The sequence below is a fragment of the Methylocystis iwaonis genome (assembly GCF_027925385.1).
Classification (GTDB): domain Bacteria; phylum Pseudomonadota; class Alphaproteobacteria; order Rhizobiales; family Beijerinckiaceae; genus Methylocystis; species Methylocystis iwaonis.
The window spans coordinates 3475522-3492212 of sequence record NZ_AP027142.1 but is presented as its reverse complement, the minus strand read 5'-3'; the positions used below and the strand labels follow the sequence as shown (position 1 = coordinate 3492212).

14 protein-coding genes and 3 pseudogenes are annotated in these 16691 nt (G+C 59.2%); 6 read left to right on the top strand and 11 right to left on the bottom strand.

What is annotated here, in order from left to right; genetic code table 11:
• Positions 1–25: 25 nt before the first annotated feature.
• Entirely contained in the window at positions 26–838 is an 813-nt protein-coding gene (locus tag QMG84_RS16605) for an IS5 family transposase (RefSeq protein ID WP_202074029.1), read from the top strand.
• Here QMG84_RS16605 and QMG84_RS16600 read toward each other — a convergent pair.
• The 3 genes from QMG84_RS16600 to QMG84_RS16590 form a co-directional block, all read right to left on the bottom strand.
• Complete coding sequence (locus tag QMG84_RS16600; RefSeq protein ID WP_281929275.1) at positions 801–1889, bottom strand: restriction endonuclease subunit S; 1089 nt, start codon at positions 1887–1889, stop codon at positions 801–803. The genes QMG84_RS16605 and QMG84_RS16600 overlap by 38 nt on opposite strands.
• Positions 1882–3507, bottom strand: coding sequence for a class I SAM-dependent DNA methyltransferase (locus QMG84_RS16595; RefSeq protein ID WP_281929274.1), 1626 nt, complete (start codon positions 3505–3507; stop codon positions 1882–1884). Before QMG84_RS16595 ends, QMG84_RS16600 begins: the two co-directional genes overlap by 8 nt.
• 97 nt (positions 3508–3604) lie before the next feature.
• Entirely contained in the window at positions 3605–4720 is a 1116-nt protein-coding gene (locus tag QMG84_RS16590) for a tyrosine-type recombinase/integrase (RefSeq protein ID WP_281929272.1), read from the bottom strand.
• Positions 4721–4987: 267 nt separating this feature from the next.
• Here QMG84_RS16590 and QMG84_RS21455 point away from each other — a divergent pair, with 267 nt between their 5' ends.
• Positions 4988–5689, top strand: a complete 702-nt coding sequence (locus tag QMG84_RS21455; protein WP_350356500.1) for a tyrosine-type recombinase/integrase — start codon at positions 4988–4990, stop codon at positions 5687–5689.
• Between the two features lie 154 nt (positions 5690–5843).
• Positions 5844–6128 carry a tyrosine-type recombinase/integrase gene (locus tag QMG84_RS21450; protein ID WP_350356499.1) on the top strand — a complete coding sequence of 95 codons (285 nt, stop codon included), beginning with the start codon at positions 5844–5846 and terminating at the stop codon, positions 6126–6128.
• Positions 6129–6199: 71 nt separating this feature from the next.
• Here the strand turns inward: QMG84_RS21450 and QMG84_RS16580 are convergent, their stop codons facing one another.
• The 4 genes and pseudogenes from QMG84_RS16580 to QMG84_RS16565 all read right to left on the bottom strand — a co-directional run.
• Positions 6200–6376, bottom strand: coding sequence for a GIY-YIG nuclease family protein (locus tag QMG84_RS16580; RefSeq protein WP_281929271.1), 177 nt, complete (start codon positions 6374–6376; stop codon positions 6200–6202).
• 90 nt (positions 6377–6466) lie between these two features.
• Positions 6467–7216 carry a hypothetical protein gene (locus tag QMG84_RS16575; RefSeq protein WP_281929270.1) on the bottom strand — a complete coding sequence of 250 codons (750 nt, stop codon included), beginning with the start codon at positions 7214–7216 and terminating at the stop codon, positions 6467–6469.
• 146 nt (positions 7217–7362) lie between these two features.
• Positions 7363–8222: pseudogene (locus QMG84_RS16570) on the bottom strand (IS630 family transposase).
• A 91-nt stretch (positions 8223–8313) separates the two neighbouring features.
• A pseudogene (locus tag QMG84_RS16565) lies at positions 8314–8650 on the bottom strand (transposase); the annotation flags it as partial.
• A gap of 862 nt (positions 8651–9512) precedes the next feature.
• On the opposite strand from QMG84_RS16565, the gene QMG84_RS16560 reads away from it, so the two are divergent.
• Entirely contained in the window at positions 9513–10376 is an 864-nt protein-coding gene (locus QMG84_RS16560) for a hypothetical protein (RefSeq protein ID WP_281929269.1), read from the top strand.
• 873 nt (positions 10377–11249) lie between these two features.
• Here the strand turns inward: QMG84_RS16560 and QMG84_RS21445 are convergent.
• The 3 genes and pseudogenes from QMG84_RS21445 to QMG84_RS16550 all read right to left on the bottom strand — a co-directional run bounded on the left by QMG84_RS21445 (position 11250) and on the right by QMG84_RS16550 (position 14147).
• On the bottom strand, positions 11250–11522 hold the full coding sequence (locus tag QMG84_RS21445) for a transposase (RefSeq protein WP_350356498.1): 273 nt from the start codon (positions 11520–11522) through the stop codon (positions 11250–11252).
• Between the two features lie 230 nt (positions 11523–11752).
• A pseudogene (locus tag QMG84_RS16555) lies at positions 11753–12860 on the bottom strand (IS3 family transposase).
• Between the two features lie 351 nt (positions 12861–13211).
• On the bottom strand, positions 13212–14147 hold the full coding sequence (locus tag QMG84_RS16550; RefSeq protein WP_281929268.1) for an outer membrane protein: 936 nt from the start codon (positions 14145–14147) through the stop codon (positions 13212–13214).
• A gap of 375 nt (positions 14148–14522) precedes the next feature.
• Between QMG84_RS16550 and QMG84_RS16545 the strand changes: the two genes are divergently transcribed.
• Together QMG84_RS16545 and QMG84_RS16540 are read left to right on the top strand one after the other, a co-directional pair.
• On the top strand, positions 14523–14981 hold the full coding sequence (locus tag QMG84_RS16545; RefSeq protein ID WP_281929267.1) for a hypothetical protein: 459 nt from the start codon (positions 14523–14525) through the stop codon (positions 14979–14981).
• A 29-nt stretch (positions 14982–15010) separates the two neighbouring features.
• Positions 15011–15844 carry a creatininase family protein gene (locus QMG84_RS16540; RefSeq protein ID WP_281929266.1) on the top strand — a complete coding sequence of 278 codons (834 nt, stop codon included), beginning with the start codon at positions 15011–15013 and terminating at the stop codon, positions 15842–15844.
• Here the strand turns inward: QMG84_RS16540 and QMG84_RS16535 are convergent.
• Positions 15795–16682: a sterol desaturase family protein gene (locus QMG84_RS16535; RefSeq protein ID WP_281929264.1), complete on the bottom strand. Its 888-nt coding sequence runs from the start codon at positions 16680–16682 to the stop codon at positions 15795–15797. The genes QMG84_RS16540 and QMG84_RS16535 overlap by 50 nt on opposite strands.
• Between the last annotated feature and the right edge of the window lie 9 nt (positions 16683–16691).

The window sequence follows — 16691 nt, the reverse complement described above, 5'->3', positions numbered from 1 at the left end:
TAGTTGATTATCTTAATGGAATCGGATGTCTCCGATTCGCAAACCGTATCCGTCTGATGTCAGCGACGAGGAATGGTCGCTGGTTGCGCCGTATCTGACGCTGATGGACGAGGGCGCTCCGCAACGTCAGCATTTGCTTCGTGAGCTATTCAACGGCCTGCGCTACGTTCTGCGTTACGGCATAGCATGGCGCGCCATGCCCAACGATCTGCCGCCCTGGTCCGCAGTGTATCAGCAATCGCAGCGCTGGCTGGCGGCGGGCGTGTTCGAAGAGCTTGCGCAGGACCTGCGCGCCTTGTTGCGCGTCGCCTCCGGTCGCGCCGAGGAGCCAACCGCGGCGATCATCGACAGCCGCACGCTGCGTTCGACGCCGGAAAGCGGTCCACGGGCCGGCTATGACGGCGCCAAGCGCAAGCGCGGCTCCAAGCTGCACATGGCGGTCGACACGCTGGGGCACTTGCTGGCGCTGCACGTTACGCCAGCGAATGTCGACGACCGCGCCGAGGTCGGCAAGCTCGCCGCCGCTGTGCAGGACGCCACAGGCGAGAACGTCGAGCTTATTTATGTCGATCAAGGTTATACCGGCGAGAAAGCCACGGAGGCGGCCAAAGCGCAGGGCGTCGAACTCTGCGTGGTCAAACTCTCCGAAGCGAAAAAAGGCTTCGTGCTGTTGCCCAAACGCTGGGTTGTCGAACGATCCTTCGCTTGGGCGACCCGATGCAGGCGGCTGGTCAAAGACTACGAACGCTACGCCGACACACTCGCTGGCCTCCACGTCGTCGCTTTTGCCTGCCTCATGCTCAAACGCGCAGCCGACTTCGTAATACAGAGTGCATAACACCCTCTAGTAGGGAATAGTCGAATTGCTTCATGAAGGAATAAGTGAAGGCGGTCGGCGGACTTTCAGCTTTAATGGCTAACTGCGCGATGGCCTCATTAGACAGCATTTGTCGTTCTGCAATAGCGACACGCCCAACGGTCAGCTTAAAGCTAACGAGGACTGTACCCTTTTCGATAAGCGGAACTCTAAATTCATTTACTGCGTCGGCGGTCAAACATTCAGACGTCGAGTGTGCGAAAGTGCCGCATGTTCCGAGATCGCGAATGGATAGCCATGGAATGCCGTCGGCTTCATTTCCAACGAAATGATGCCTTTCCTTGCGAGGCGGAGTTCTCCCAATCTTTATCTCGAATAGTTTCCCCAATTCGCTAGGGCTCCATCCCGCAGGCACGCCATCATCGCCGAGCGTATCGGGAAACAGCGCCGCGAGTTCATCGGCGCGGACGGCGTTCTGGACGAGGCCGCCCATGATGGCTATGGGGTCGCTCGCACCTTCCTGCTTGCGGCGGACGGGGCCGAAATCGACAAACCAATCCCGAAAAATCGCCTGCGCCATTTGCTCCAGCGTCTCATTCATCCGTCGGTTCAGTTCGATCTTGTCGTCGAGGGCTGAAAGGACAGACGCGATAGCTCGCTGTGTATCGATATCTGGCGCGCGAATAGGGATGCGACTTAGGTTGGCTTGGGTCAATTTCGGCATCGTTGAGCCAGACAAATAGCTCGTAACGTCGGCTATTTGCAGCGCGTAATGCAGAAATCGCGTATCTGCCTTGTCATTCCCGCGCACAATGTGCGCGTGGTTGTTTACCCAGAATTTTCCGTCTGCCAGAAAAGCGATCGGAAGTTTGCGAGTTCTCAGATTCTCCCCGTCCTCCGCAATAAGCAAATGAAGCCCTTCGAAAAGGTAATCATCGACATAATCGACAACACCCGATGCTCCATAATATGGGAATGGGCCACGCTTGCGATCGGCTTCCTTTACGGGTTTTCGTCGAGAATCGAGGTTTTCCGTCAAGGCAGCAAGGGAATAAACAACCCAATTATTCACCGACTCTCACTCCTGAGAGAGCTTCGATAATCTTTGCCTCTAAAGCCCTTCCTTCCGCAAATTGAATTGACAGTCGGTCTTTCAAATCGGCGATTCGTTCCTCGAACGCGACCCCGTCATCCTCGATATCTGCCGCCCCAACATATCGCCCCGGCGTCAGCACAAAGCCCTGCTTGGCGATATCCGCGATCTTTGCTGACTTACAGAAGCCCGGCACGTCTTCATAAAGCCCGAAATCCGCGCCCTTTGCTCGCCAGCGGTGATAGGTCCCGGCGATCTTCTCGATATCCTCCGGCGAAAACTCCCGCCGCGTGCGGTCGACCATGCGCCCGAGATTGCGCGCTTCAATGAAGAGAATTTCGCCGCGCCGGTCGCGATGGCCATTCGCGCTCTTGTCGCGCGCCAGAAACCACAGGCAGGCGGGAATCTGCGTCGAATAGAAAAGCTGGCCCGGCAGCGCCACCATGCAGTCGATGGCGTCGGCGTCAATCATCTTACGGCGGATGTCGCCTTCGCCCGATTGCTGCGATGACATGGAGCCATTGGCCAGCACCACGCCCGCCGTGCCGCGCGGCGCGAGGTGATGATAGATGTGCGACAGCCACGCATAATTGGCGTTGCCCTGCGGCGGCGTCCCGAAACTCCAGCGGATGTCGTCCTCCAGATTCGCCCGCCACCAGTCGGAGACGTTGAAGGGCGGATTGGCGAGGATGAAGTCGAACTTCACATTGGAGAATTCGTCGCGGACGAAGGAGCCTTCATTGTTCCATTTGATGTCCGCGTCGATGCCGCGCACGGCGAGGTTCATCTTGCAGAGGCGCCAGGTGGTGTTGTTGCGCTCCTGCCCATAGATCGAAAGATCGTTGAGCCGACCGCCATGCTCCTCGACGAATTTCTCTGAACTGACGAACATGCCGCCCGAGCCGCAGCAGGGGTCATAGACGCGGCCCTTATAGGGCTCCAGCATGTCGACGAGGACGCGCACCACCGAGCGCGGCGTAAAGAACTCCCCCCCGCGCTTGCCCTCGGCGCCCGCGAAGCCCGAGAGGAAATATTCATAGGCGCGGCCGAGAAGGTCCTTCGTCTCCTCGCCCTCTTCATGCATGCCGATATCGGAGAAGAGTTCGACGAGATCGCCGATCATCTGCTTGTCGAGGGCCGGGCGGCCGTAGTCTTTGGGCAGCACGCCCTTGAGGGTCGCTTCGTTGGCCTTCTCGATCGCCTCCATCGCGGCGTCGATAAGCCCGCCGATGTCGACGCGGCGCGGCTTGCCGGTGGCCGGGTCCGTGATTTCGAGATCGCGCGCGCGGGCGTTGGCCTTGAGGTTGGACCAGCGGGCGATTTCCGGCACCCAGAAGACGCGGGCGGCCGTGTATTCCTCCGGGTCTTCGGGGTCGGCGTATTCCTCCTTCTCCAGCTTCACGCGCTGAATCTCGAAAGCGTCGGAGATGTATTTCAGGAAGATGAGGCCGAGGGCGACGTGCTTATATTCCGAGGGCTCCAGATTGCCCCGCAATTTATCCGCCGCCTTGAAAAGCTCCGCCTCGAAATTGAGGTCGCCCCCGCCGTTACGCGCGCCTGCCATCGCCTTGTTCCAATCGTCCGCCCTGTCGGGCAAGTTCTTATTTTCTCGTCGGAAACGGGGTTTTGGTGAACCGAATCCCGGAAACGTAACCTTTCACATCCCCGGTGGGGCGCGCAAGCGGGTTCGCGGTTCAGACGTCTGTCGAAGCAAGAGCGGCTTCTTTGGCGCTGCGGAGGAAGCTCTCCAGCCCATCGATATCGAGCCCTTTCACCGAAAGATTTTGCCGGGGGGTGGCTAGGGCGCGCATGATTTCCGACTGGCGATGCGCCGGCACATGGCCATAGCCAACGAAAGTCGTGGCCTCGCTTTCATGCCCGAGATTTTGGCTCCAGGCCTTCCACTCCTCGGGGGTGCGGCAGAGCTGCTCGCCGAGCTGCGCCAGCGTATCCCGGAAGCTATGGGGCTTGGCGTAGGGCAGGCCGGCTGCCGCGAAGGCGTCACGGAAGATTTGCCGGATCGGCGCGGCGGTCCGCCAATGCTCCCGAGACAGGCCAACCGGCATGAAGCCCCGGTCCTCGCCCCGGCCGATGAGGGTCGCGGGGAAAAGCGGGGCCTCGGGGCCGAAACCCAGTTCGCCCGTCAGCATCGCAATGTAATCGCAGACGATCGCCAGAGGCTCGGGGCCAACCGGGAAGAAGGCAGAAGTGAACGTCTTGCGCCGCTTGGTGTTCACCTCGCGCCCGTCCTGGAAGACGGTCTGAGCCTTCAGGTCGACATGCTTCAGGCGAAAGGAGGCGATTGCGCTGTCGCGTGCGCCCGAAAGAATGGTGAAGGCGACGAGCGCCCGGTCCCGCTTTTTGATCTGACTTGCAGCCGGCATGGCGGCTAGGACCTGGGCAATTTCTTCGAAGGTCGCCACGCGCTTTTCCCGCCGCGCCGTCGCCACGCGCAAGTCCTGGTCTGAGGGCGTGAAATAGTTGGCATCGTTCGGGTTCAGCGCAGACCGAAAGCCGGGCTCGCGGGACAGCCAGAGGAAGAAGTTGCGAAGGTGCTTGAGAGTCGTGGTGATGGTCGCGGCGCCGAGAGGCTTCCCATTCTTCCCGGTTTCTTCCAGGAGACGGGCGCGGAATGAGCGGGCCTGTTCCACATGGAATTTGCGGAAGGGCTTCCGGCCGGTCAAGACTTCGAAGCGCTCGATGGCGCGCAAGGCCGCGTCGATGGACGCGTCCTGCTTGCCATTCGCCGCCTCCAGGAAGAAGGCGTAATCGCGCTTAACCCGCTCGTTTTCTGGGTCATATTTCTTCATGGGTTCCTACCCCCTTTCAAAGTATGGATTGCAGTTAGAGCTGTGCGTCTCGCCTAGGCGCGATTCCGCGTGCTTGATTGAGACCTTCAAATCACCGGTCGCTGCATGGAGCTTGGCGATGGAGGTTCGCCGGTGCATGAGGCCCGCACAGTTGGGACAGAGGCCCGTAAGCGTTCCGAGCTTCGGCCCGTCGGGGCAGAATTCAGCCTCGCCGAAAATCACTGAAAAAGAAGGCCTTCAGGCGGAGATGTCGTCTGAGAGCGTCCTTTGGCGTCCGGTTGTGTCCAACAAATTCGTTGGTATCGTTGTTGGCACAGGGCGATACCAACATCGCCGCTCAACGATCTGGAAATCCGCAACGCCAAGCCCGGCGACCGACTCAGGAAGCTTTCGGACGGCGGCGGCCTTCAACTCTGGGTCACGCCAGATGGGGCGAAGCGCTGGAGGTTGGCCTACCGCTTCGCTGGCGCGGAGAAAAACCTCGCCATTGGCGTCTACCCGACCGTTGGCCTGAAGGAAGCGCGTGCCAAGCGTGACGAGGCGAAGCGGCTCTTGGCGGACGGACAGGACCCATCGGTCGCCAAGAAGATTGCAAAGGCCGCCCGCGCACAAGCGGTTGCCGATACATTTGAGGCCATCGCGGCCGAGTTGACGGACAAGAAGCGCCGCGACGAAAAGGCCGACCGGACACTCTCCAAGATCGAATCGCTACTGAGCCTCGCCAAGCCGGATATTGGCAGTCGGCCGATTGCGGAAATCAGCGCCCCCGAAGTCCTGCGAGTTCTTCGGGCCGTCGAAACGCGGGGCCGTCACGAGACGGCGCGCCGGCTGCGCGCCACCATCGGGCAGGTCTTCCGCTACGCCGTCGCGACAGGCCGCGCCGACACAGACCCGACTGGAGCGCTCAAAGGAGCCTTCGTCACCCCAGTCGTGCGTCATCGAGCGGCAATCAGTCGGAAGTTGTCCTAGACGCCGCCGTATGGGCGATACCGGCCAAAAGGATGAAAATGAAGCGCCCTCACCGGGTTCCTCTCGCGCCGCAGGCTGTCGCCCAGTTGCGCGAGCTTCAGGCGATTACCGGCGGGGCAAGTTCCTATTTCCGGTTCGTGCGCCGAATCGTTGCATGAGTGAAAACACGATCAATGCGGCGTTGCGTCGCCTTGGCTTCGGCAAGGATGAGATGACCGGCCACGGTTTCCGCTCTGCCGCTTCGTCGATCCTGAACGAATCGGGCCTTTGGCACGTGGACGCAATCGAGCGTCAATTGGCGCATGTCGACAACGATTCGGTCCGCCGCGCCTATGCGCGAGCTGATTACTGGGACGAGCGCGTCCGCATGAGGGGTTGGTGGGCAGAGAAGCGTGAGGAAATGAGGCGAGGCGCAACCGTCATTCCATTACGGGCATAATCACACTGCTCGCGCGATGATCGTTTCTGCCCGAATAGTCGACGCAGGGGCGCGGGCGAACAGGTATAGCGTCAGTTCCGGTTGAGACCGAAATCGCCGCGTGCCATGAGGATGCGCTTCCAGAATGCCTCGCGGGCGAGGATGACGTCGTCAGCTGTCGGCGCGGGACGGGTTTCGAGCAGCGCTAATCGAAAAGCCTTGCAGCAGTATTCCAGCGACGGATCGCTTACGAGGGTACGAAGCTCCACATTCCCGCCGTGACCGCTCGTGACGTAATCGCACCAGCGGGACCAGATGCCTTGATCGCCGTAGCGGATCCGATATAGCGTTTGCCCGTCTTAACATCTGAAATCAGATAAATGCCCTGTCCCATAGCGATAATCATCGACGGTCACTTGCGCGCCGCACACTCCGTAAGAGGTTTCTTCAAGCTCAAAGCCGCAGTTTGCGCATCGGTTCTCCTGCACGATAAATGTCGCGCGCCCACATTCCGGGCAGTTCTCCAATGGAGAATCGCCGCCATCTTTGATCGCCACGTGAGCGTCACACGCAAGATGCTCTTCGATTGCGGCCTCGATAACCGCTTCGTGGTCGGCTTCTTTGCCGCACTCGGAGCAGATCAGGTGAAGGTCCGTCGGTGCCTTTGCATCTGCGTTATCGTTGCGGAGGAGCGCGGCCGAACAATTCGGGCAGCGGAACTCCGTTACTGTCTCGGCAAGGGTCTCGCTTTCCCAGTCGATAGCCTCGAAGCTTTTCCGGCAGGCATCCTGCTCGGCTTTAAACACCTTAGCTTGATCCGGTAGGGCGTCCCATGCGGTTTGTCCGAGCAAGGCGGATGGTTCCTCTTGAAGTTCCTTCACGGTGATGTCGCGGATGATTGGCATCGCGTCCGCGATCGCCTCTTGGATCAGTGCGGGCGCATGCTGCGGATGCATGTGCTCGATGTCATTTCGAATGTCGGCGAGGCGCTTCAGGTTCGAGAGGTCGACTGCCAGTTGAGGTTGCTTGAAGGTCTCCTCGATCTCGAAGCGGTCGAGTGTCTTCTTACCATCGCCGACGAGCATAACAGTTCCATCCTGCTGCTTCACCGCCCTCTTCTTCGTGCGGATTAGAATATCGTTTGATCCAAGCGGAGACAGCTAGCGAAGCACATCCTTCGCCAGCAGCAACACCCCCGAATAGAGGTTTCTCACTGCCGAGATGATGCGGCGCTTGTCGTTAGAGCGGTTTCTTTTCAAAGAGGCTCATAGCCTGCTGCGGCGAAGAAGTTGGCGCTTTCCTGCGGCGTGAACTTCTCGAGCAAGGCGCCAATTCTATCCCACAATGTATCGACGCTCCGCTCCGCGGCCTTACGCAGCAGCGCTTTGAGCTTCGAGAAGGCTTTTTCGACGGGTTGAAGTCAGGGCTGTAGGGCCGCAGGTAAAGCAGCGTCGCCCTCTCCTCCTCGACCGCCCTGCGCACCCCAGCGGCCTTGTGGCTGCCGAGATTGTCCATCACAACAATGTCACCCGGCGAGAGCGTCGGAACGAGAACCTGCTCGACATAGGCCTGGAACCATTGGCCGTTGATCGGCCTGTCGAGAACCGTCGGCGCTGTGAGCCCGGATAAGCGCAGGCCGGCGATAAAATTCGTCGTTTTCCAATGGCCGTGGGGCACAGCGGCGCGCAGTCGCCCAGGTCTCGTCGATGAAGACGAGCTTCTCGGGGTCGAGGTCCAGTTGATCGTAGAACCATGCCTGGCGGCGCTTCATGACGTCCGGCCGGTCCTGCTCGCTCGCGTGAGCGGTCTTTTTTTCCAGGTGATGTCGTGGCGGTCGAAGAAGCGCCATAGCGCGCCGATGCTGAGGGCGATGTCGCAGGTCTCCTCGACGAGCGACAGGATCAGGCTCTTGTGCGCATCGATACGCGCCGACCAGCGATCGCCGCCGGGCTTGTAGGAGGCCGGGCTGCCAATCTCCTTCTGCCTCTGACACCATCGGATGGCGCTTGCTGCGGAGTCGCCGAAGCGTTCCGCCGCCTGCCGCCGAGACATGCCACTCGATACGGCGGCGACCACGCGTTCCCGAAGATCGAGCAAAAGGGTCTTCTTCGACATGCCTGCCAGCCTCCTTCGCCAGCAGGCAGGTTGAATCAGACTGCAGCCGATTCGTGAATCCCCGTCGATTCAGTCAGACAAGAAACCGGCAGCAGGCCCGACGCTCCGACAGGCTCATCACGGCCCGAAGGTGCGCGATGGCTTCGCGCTTGACGGCGGGCCCTACCATTTTTTCCCAGAAGCTCCCGGAGCGCCGCGGCCTCGAGCATCTGATCCGCCAGGAGCTTCTTCAGCTTTACGTTCTCCTCCTCCAGCGCCTTCAGCCGCTTCGCTTCCGAAACGTCCATGCCCCCGAATTTGGCCTTCCAATTATAGAGCGTCGCTTCCGAAACCGCGTATTTGCGCGCCAGATCCGCGACCTTCGCGCCCGCTTCCTGCTCCCGCAAAATCCCGATGATCTGCTCTTCCGTGAACCTCTTCTTCTTCATCTCGTCCGTCCTGCAATGTGCCGGACTCTAATCGAAGCTGGAGGAGTTTTTCAGGGCAGGTCAATATGGCCGAGGCGTTCCTTTGTTCTTGGACTTATCAAGCATCTTTCCGAGGCGTGCTTCGGACACATCTCCTACACGAACCCAACCCCATGCCGGAGGCGAGGCTCGCCGTCGCCAGCCGGTCGCACGTCGCCTCTTGGCGTTCCCGTGCTGCCTCCAGCCGGTCGCCCTGGCGCATCAATTCATCGACCTTGGCGACGATGCGGCGCTGACCAGACTCTGTTCCGTATCTGGTCTTTTTGCGCGCGCGCCGAGGCCCTGACCAATATGCGCCCTTGGGAAGGCGGAAAAAATCAGCCAAAGTTATAGCATTTACCTCATCGGGACGGGACGTGATCGCCACTCGAATTCATCGCAGATGCAGGGGAAATGCGAATCCCCTGCCGTTTCCGCAGAGTCTTCTTGACTTCTGCCCCGTGAAACAATTAAGGAGATGCCGCAAATTAAGTGGAGAGTTAGCTGGCCGAAAGCGCAACTTGGCATGGTGCGTCGCACCAAATATGACAGCAAACCGAAATTCCCGCGCCGCAAGAATCGCATAGCGCGCAATTCCAAATCACGATTTGCACTCAGGGTTGCAAATTATCTGCGACGAAAAATGAGGTGATAGGTGAGCTCCTGCCCGGCAAAAAGGTCTATCGTGAGGTTTGCATTGAGGCGTTTCTAGCGAAATACAGGGTTTTGGCGACACTCCCGTATCCCTAAGGCGGAATTAGACAATTCCAAATTTCGCCTGACTGCCTTGTCCTTTTTCTGGAAGCGAACCAATAAGCCTTTAGCAAAACGAACGGAGCCTGAAATGCTTGTCGATCCCCAAAAGCGGGTGTCTGAAATCCGCCGCGTCGACCAAACGAAGCTGGAAAGCACCTACATTTCCCGAAGCGGTTTCAACGAGTTTTCCCAGTATGGGGAAGACGGCGTGATCAAAAAAATATTTTCTATCCTCAAAGAGGACTCGCGGTGGAGTGTCGAATTCGGCGCGTGGGATGGGAAGTATCTGAGCAATACACACGCGCTCATGCGGCAAGGATGGGATGGTGTCTTTATCGAAGGAAATACCGAACGCTTCAAGGACCTGCAGGCGACCTATAGTGGCAATAGCAAGGCTCACATGATCTGTGGTATGGTTGACTTCGACCCCGAAAAAAACAGCCTAGAATATTATCTCTCAAAGACAGCCATTCCTCTGAAATTTGATTTACTGTCAATCGACATCGACGGCAACGACTGGCATATTTGGAACTCGATGACGAAATACCGTCCCCGTGTGGTGGTGATTGAGTTTAACCCGACCGTTCCGAACGACGTGTTCTTTACACAAGAGCGCGATTTTTCGATCAACATGGGGTGCTCATTGTTGGCACTCGTCGAACTCGGGAAGGACAAGGGCTATGAGCTTTGCGCCGTCACGAATTCCAACGCGTTCTTCGTCGTTGACGAGGAGTTCGGCAAGCTCGGAATTAAAGACAACAGCATTCCTGCCATGTATCATGACTTTCAATCAGCTAGGATTTTCACCGGGCCGGCCAGCGAGATCGTGACAGTGGAGCTGATCTTGTTCTGGTATGGTGTGACGAAGGTTCCGCCGGATCTACTACAGGTGCTCCCGAAAGATCAAATCCGCTATGGTGACGCGCTCGGGCTGGCAAGGAAGCCGGACTAATATATAGTGTCATAATTCGAATGCGAGCTCATCGTACTAGACGCGGTTGAATAAGGCGTTCGAGAACGTAATCTGCATCAAAGCGATATTCGTTTGCCGACAAAGAATCGCTTTTGTGAATCAACCACGCCGATTACGATGGTCCAGACCCATAAAATTCTTGGCGTGTTGCTCTGATTATGATTCACGGTTTCCGAAAGGAAACGCGCGCGTTCTGCGGACCAGCGACGCTTACCAGTTCACAGACCCTCGGGAACCGTCATCGGCTTCTAAAGCTAGAAACCATCCTGGAGAACCTCAATCCAAGATTCTTCGTTCGATACGGGGAAGCCGCAAGAGCCGCTCTTCCCCGTATCGAGGCCGCGTTGGGGCGCTTGGGTCTGAAAAAGCCAAGTCGCCGCTTGTTAAAGCGGCGGCTCGGGAGCGGCTGCGCTTTGGCGATTCTCAAGGAGCTTCGTGAGCAAACGCTGTAAATTGTCGGCGGAGCGCTCATACTGATAGCCCGGCGCTTCGTCCACGAGCGCAATCTAGTCCAGATATCCAAGCAGCACGCCAGCGATTTTTTTACAGCGCCAGCCAACCGGGGCTTCTTCCAAGTTCAGGTGATGAGCCAAAAACGACTTTCATCCTTTGGGAAATAAGCCGATGCACAAAATCGAGGGGGACGAAGAGTCCATCCTGCTCCGCGAACGGAACATTGAACTTCCGGGCGACGCCAGCGTGACGCCCACATTTTCACAACACACCTGAAACTTTACCGCTGGTCTCTTCCTTCGAAGCCGAGCGTCGTCAGCATCGGCGAGCAAAATCGTACGGACGCCATCAGCCATGACGGCGTAAGTCATGGAATGACCGACCAGCTTAAATGTCCGGCTATGGGTGATTCGAGGATCGACGCTCTTGGTCGTATGCAGCGTCAGCCGTGCAAAGACGCGCAGGCGGTAATGACGTCAGCAGCGCCAGAGCGCAGCGAACGTCACCCAGTTGGCCAGGCGTCACTTCAAACGCGACGGGGCGTCCTTCTCCATCGACGACTGCGTGGATCTTTGTCGTATGTCCCCGCGCGAGCGCCCGATCGCCTGTTCCGTGGCCCCCTTTTCCGCCGGCCGCCGAGCGGTGGGCCTTGGCCGTGGTGGAGTCGATCATCTGGACGTCGTCGGAGCTGGTTTCCGCCAAGGCGGCGAACTGGTGCCGCCACTGCCCCTTGATGCTCCAGCGTCGGAAGCGGTTAGAGCTGGCTCCAGTTGTTTGGACAGCTCCCCACGGATTTTAAGTGGATCTCTGCCGGGGTTTGCTGAACGCGAGGTTCTTCGATTTGCCGCGGCGTCGGGAGGGCCGTAGGCCCGACCAGAGCGGCGACAAATCGAAAGGCGAAGTCATGCGGACATCGCCGTTTCCTTGGCCCCAAAATAGGCCTCGTCCGGCGTGCGCCCGTCAAGCGACGAATGCGGGCGTCGCTCGTTGTAGAATTCCAAATACCGCCCGATCGACGCGCGCGCCTCGGAGACGCTGTCGTAGGCGTGCAGATAGACTTCCTCATATTTCACGCTGCGCCACAGTCGCTCGACAAAGACATTGTCGCGCCAAGCGCCCTTGCCGTCCATGCTGATGGCGACCTTGGCGTCGAGCAGCACGCGGGTGAAGTCCAGACTGGTGAACTGGCTCCCCTGATCCGTGTTGAAAATCTCAGGCTTGCCATGTTTCGCCAGCGCCTCTTCGAGCGCTTCGACGCAGAACGCCGCCTCCATCGTGATCGACACGCGATGCGACAGAACGCGGCGGCTGGCCACGTCGACGACTGCCGCGAGATAGACAAAGCCGCGCCGCATGGGGATGTAGCTGATGTCCATCGCCCAGACATGATCCGGCCGCTCGACCGTCACGCCGCGCAAAAGATACGTAGATCTTGTGGCCGGGCGCCGGCTTGCTCGTATTCGGCCGCCGGTAGATAGCCTCGATTCCCATTCGTTTCATCAGCGTCGTCACATGCCTGCGGCCGACGACGGCGCCCTCGCGCCGCACAGATCGCGCAGCATCCGCGCCCCCGCGAAGGGGTAATCGAGATGCAATTCGTCGAGGCGCCGCATCAGCTTCAGATCATCGCTCGAGACCGGCCGAGTCTTGTAATAGACCGCGCTGCGGGCGAGGCCGAGCATCTTTGCTTGCCCTTTGATCGGGAAGGCGTGGCTGCGATCGATCATCGCTTTGCGCTCAGCAGGCCGGATTTGCTGAGCGCGCCCTCTAAAAAATCATTGGCCAGGGTCAACTCGCCGATCTTGGCGTGAAGCGACTTCAAATCCACGGCTGCCTCTTTCGGCTCCGCCTTCTCCTGCCCGAACACGCCCGCCGCGCCTTCGAGCAACTGGCTCTCCCAGGTCGTGATCTGGTTCGGATGGACGTCGAACTGCTGCGCCAGTCGGCCAGCGTCTTCTCGCCCTTGATCGCGGCCAAACCCACTTTCGACTTGAACGCCGGAGAATGCATCCGGCGGCATTCGCTTCGTCATCGAATGCTCCTGATTCGCGGCGAGAATCCTCGCCGCCGTCAGGCAGAAAATCCACTCAAGCTACTGTCCGAATTTGCGGGGCCAGCTCTAGGAGCCAATCAAGCGGATTCCATATGACAGGCTAATGTCCGAGGCTGAAAAAGATCGGCCTGCTTTTATTGGAGCACAGTCTTCAATCGTCTGAGGCATGGGCGCTTGCGCGCATTCCACGGCGTTGGAGTTTATGGCTGGCCCGCCGACCGAGGAGGCAAGGGTCGCCGCATAAAAGAAAAGGCCCGGCGTTAGCCGGGCCATCTCTCACGTCACGAACAGAGGCTGGATCTGTTCGATCAGTATTTCGCGACGACCGGAGCAGGGGCGCCCCAGTTGAAGTGATAGTTCAGGCCCGCGCGGACGATGTTGCCGTTGAAGCGGGTCGTGACTTGCGGGAAAGCCGAGCTGTAAGTGCCGCCGGGAACGGCCGACGCGGGGCCGCCGATATTGACGAGCGGGCTGCCGGCCACGGTGACGCTGCCGAGATCATAATAAAGATATTCGACCTTGGCGGACCAGTTGGGCCAGAACATCCATTCGACGCCGCCGCCAGCCGTCCAGCCGACGCGCGTATCCGAGAAGGTCGCCGCCGAGAAATAGCTGTTCGGCAGACTTGCGTCTCTGAGTTCGGTGCCGACGGAGCCGTAATTCAGGCTGACGCCGCCGTAAGCGAGGCCGCCCGTGCCATAGATCAACAGGGTCGGCGTGGCCAACCAGCCGAGACGACCGCGCACCGTCCCGATATAATCGAGCGAACGCGACACGGAGGTCGTCTGAACGAGCAGATTGGTGAAGCTCGGGTTCTGCAGCGCGGCCGAGGAAATCGCGTTGCGGCGGGACGCGGCGACGCCCTGGATGTCCGCTTCGACGCCGACGACGAAGCTGTTGTAGAACTGCCAGTTGTAGCCAATCTGGCCGCCGCCGATGAAACCGCCCTGGTTTCCGTTGTTGATGTTGCCGGTCGACACCGCGGCCAGGAGCTGGCTGGAGTTCGGAACCGCGGCGCAGCCGGGGAACCCTACGTTACACCCGCCCGGGAAGGACGCGTAAGTAATATTGTTGCTGTTGGACCAAGTGCCGCCGGCGTTCAGGCCGACATAGAAGCCCGTCCAAAGCGGCGGCGGGGGCGGCGGCGGAAGGACCGGCGGACCTTTGCGGGAGGGGAGGTCGGCGGCGAGGGCCGAGCCGACGGTCATCGTCAGGGCAAGAGCCGAAAGAGCGATTTTGTGCATGTGTCTTTGATCCCAATTAGAGGCGACCGCAAATCGCCCTAACACAAACGAACAGGCAAAAACCGGAAAAGTCTTTGCGGAAAATCAAATATAACGACATTGCCGCGCGCAGCGGTACTTGTACAACATATAGCTAAGATCGCGCTTGATAGATAAAATGGCCACCTGGAGGCGACGTCGCAAATTTGTATTTGGAGTTTACTTTGGCCGAGCTTACGCTCTGCGAAATGCCGTCGCGACGGGCGGGCGCGATCGGATCAAGCGAACGACGGCGCGGCTGCAAGCGACCTGGGCATATTTTTCGGCTATTATCCGGCAAGGAAAGCGGCGCCTCGACCCCATCCAGGCGCTTCGATACAAGTGAGGCGCGCGGGTATGGGAAGAGATCCGCTCGATTGGTTCGGCGCCATTCGCGACGCTTCGCGCCAGCGAAGCGATCGGGAATCCAGAGCAAAATCATCGCTTTTGCGGCTCTGGATTGTGGGGCGGGCTTTCTTTGCGTTTGCGGCAATCGCGAGCCTCCTCGGCGGCGTCGTCCCGAGCGTCGGCCAGGAATCGAATTCGCTCGCCGCCGATGCGCGCATCGCGGGCCATAAATTCGCGCTCCAGGTCTGCGCGGCCTGTCATGTTGTCGCCAAAGACCAGACGACGCGGCCGATTTTGAAACCGCCGGCGCCGAGCTTTTTGCGCATCATGCGCCGCCCGAGCGTGACTGAAGCGTTTCTTCGGGGATTTTTGAGAACCCCGCATGGGAAGATGCCCAATCCGGAGCTTGCCGATTTCCAGATCGACGAGGTCGTGGCCTATATGCTGAGCCTCGAGCAGAAAAAATAGCGCTGCGCCGAGATGTTCGAGGATAGCCGATGTTCGTGAGGTCGTTTCGCGGCGCTGTGAGCCTGTTCGCTGTCGTTCTCATCGCGTCGGGCGCCGCTGCGCAGGCGAGCAAGCCTTCGGCGCCGGAGCGCCTCGACATCGCCGATATGACCTGGGTGGAGCTGCGCCAGGCGATCGAGCAAGGCTACACGACCGTCATCGTCCCGAGCGGGGGGATCGAGGAAAACGGCCCGCATATGGTCTTGGGAAAACACGACCAGATCGTTCGCAGGACGTCACACGAGATTGCGCGCGCGCTGGGTAACGCTCTGGTGGCGCCGGTGATCTCCTTTGTTCCGGAGGGCGAGGGCCTGATGCAATTTCCCGGCACCATCGGCGTGCCCGAAGAGGTTTTTGCCGGAGTGCTCGAGGGCGCGGCGCGCAGCCTGAGAGGGAGCGGGTTCAAGAATATATGTCTCATTGCCGACCATGGCGGCAGCGTCGGGCCGCAAGCAGAGGTTGCGACACGTCTGACGCGCGAATGGGCCGGCGACGGCGTGCGCGTTTTCGATGTCTCGGATTATTACGGATCGATTGCGGCTCAGAATGATCTTTTGAAAGCCCAAGGCGAAACGCCGGCCTCGATTGGAGAGCATGCCGGCATTGTCGATACCTCCGAGCTGATGGCGATAAATCCGAAAGGCGTCGATCTCTCGCGCGTCAATGAGGCGTCGCCCTTTGCCGTGAGCGGCGTCATCGGCAATCCAAAGAGAGCTTCGGCGGAGCGTGGGCAGGCGTTGCTCACCATAAAGATCGAGAAGGCGGTAAAGCAGATTAGAGCGTTGATCCTTCAACCGGCGGCAAACGCTTACGAAGGCCGATAAGGCGAAGCAGCTCCTCAAAGGGATAGATGAGCTGGCGCGTGAATCTCGGCGGAAAGGCTTGGTCGTCGATACCGTAACGCGCCGGAAGCGCGCCGGCCGGCATGAAAAACGTGCCGAACAGGACATCCCAAATGGCGAAGGTCGGCGCGAAATTGGCCGCGCCGCCCTGATTGGATCGGGTGTGATGCCAGCGGTGAAAGACAGGCGTCGCAATCACATATCGCAGCGGGCCGAGAGTCCAGTTGAGATTGGAATGCACAAAATAGCCGACTGCCGTGTCCAAGGGCGCCAGGAGGATGATGACCTCGAGTGGGATGCCAAGATAAAGCATCAGCAACGGAACCAAATGGGCGCTCAGCGCCAAATTGATGGGATGCATGCGGTATCCGCTCGTCCAATCGACGTCTTCGCTCGCGTGATGAATCGCGTGGAACGGCCAGAGAATTTTGCGATGGAACCCACGGTGAATCCAGTAAAGCAAAAAATCGGATATGGCCAAATAGAGCGCGCATTGCGCGGCAAGCGGGAAACGCGCAAACAGGCCGTTCCCCTGCAGCAGCCGGATAATTTCGACCGCCGGGAGGAACAAGGTCAAAGTCAAGGCAAGAGCGATTGCGACGGCAGTTGAAAGATACGTGGCCAGGATCGCATTCAGCGCCAGAAAGCAGCCGTCTGTGGCGAGGCCGCGATTTCGCCACCAGGGCTTTCCGGGATTGCACGCGACGCCGGGGACAAGTGCCAATGCGGTGAAAATGGCGCCGCCGGCAAGGAGCGACGTCGTCATATTTTGCATGGCGCTCAGGATTTCCGGCGATAGCTGCTGCAATAGCCCTTGCATGATTTCTTG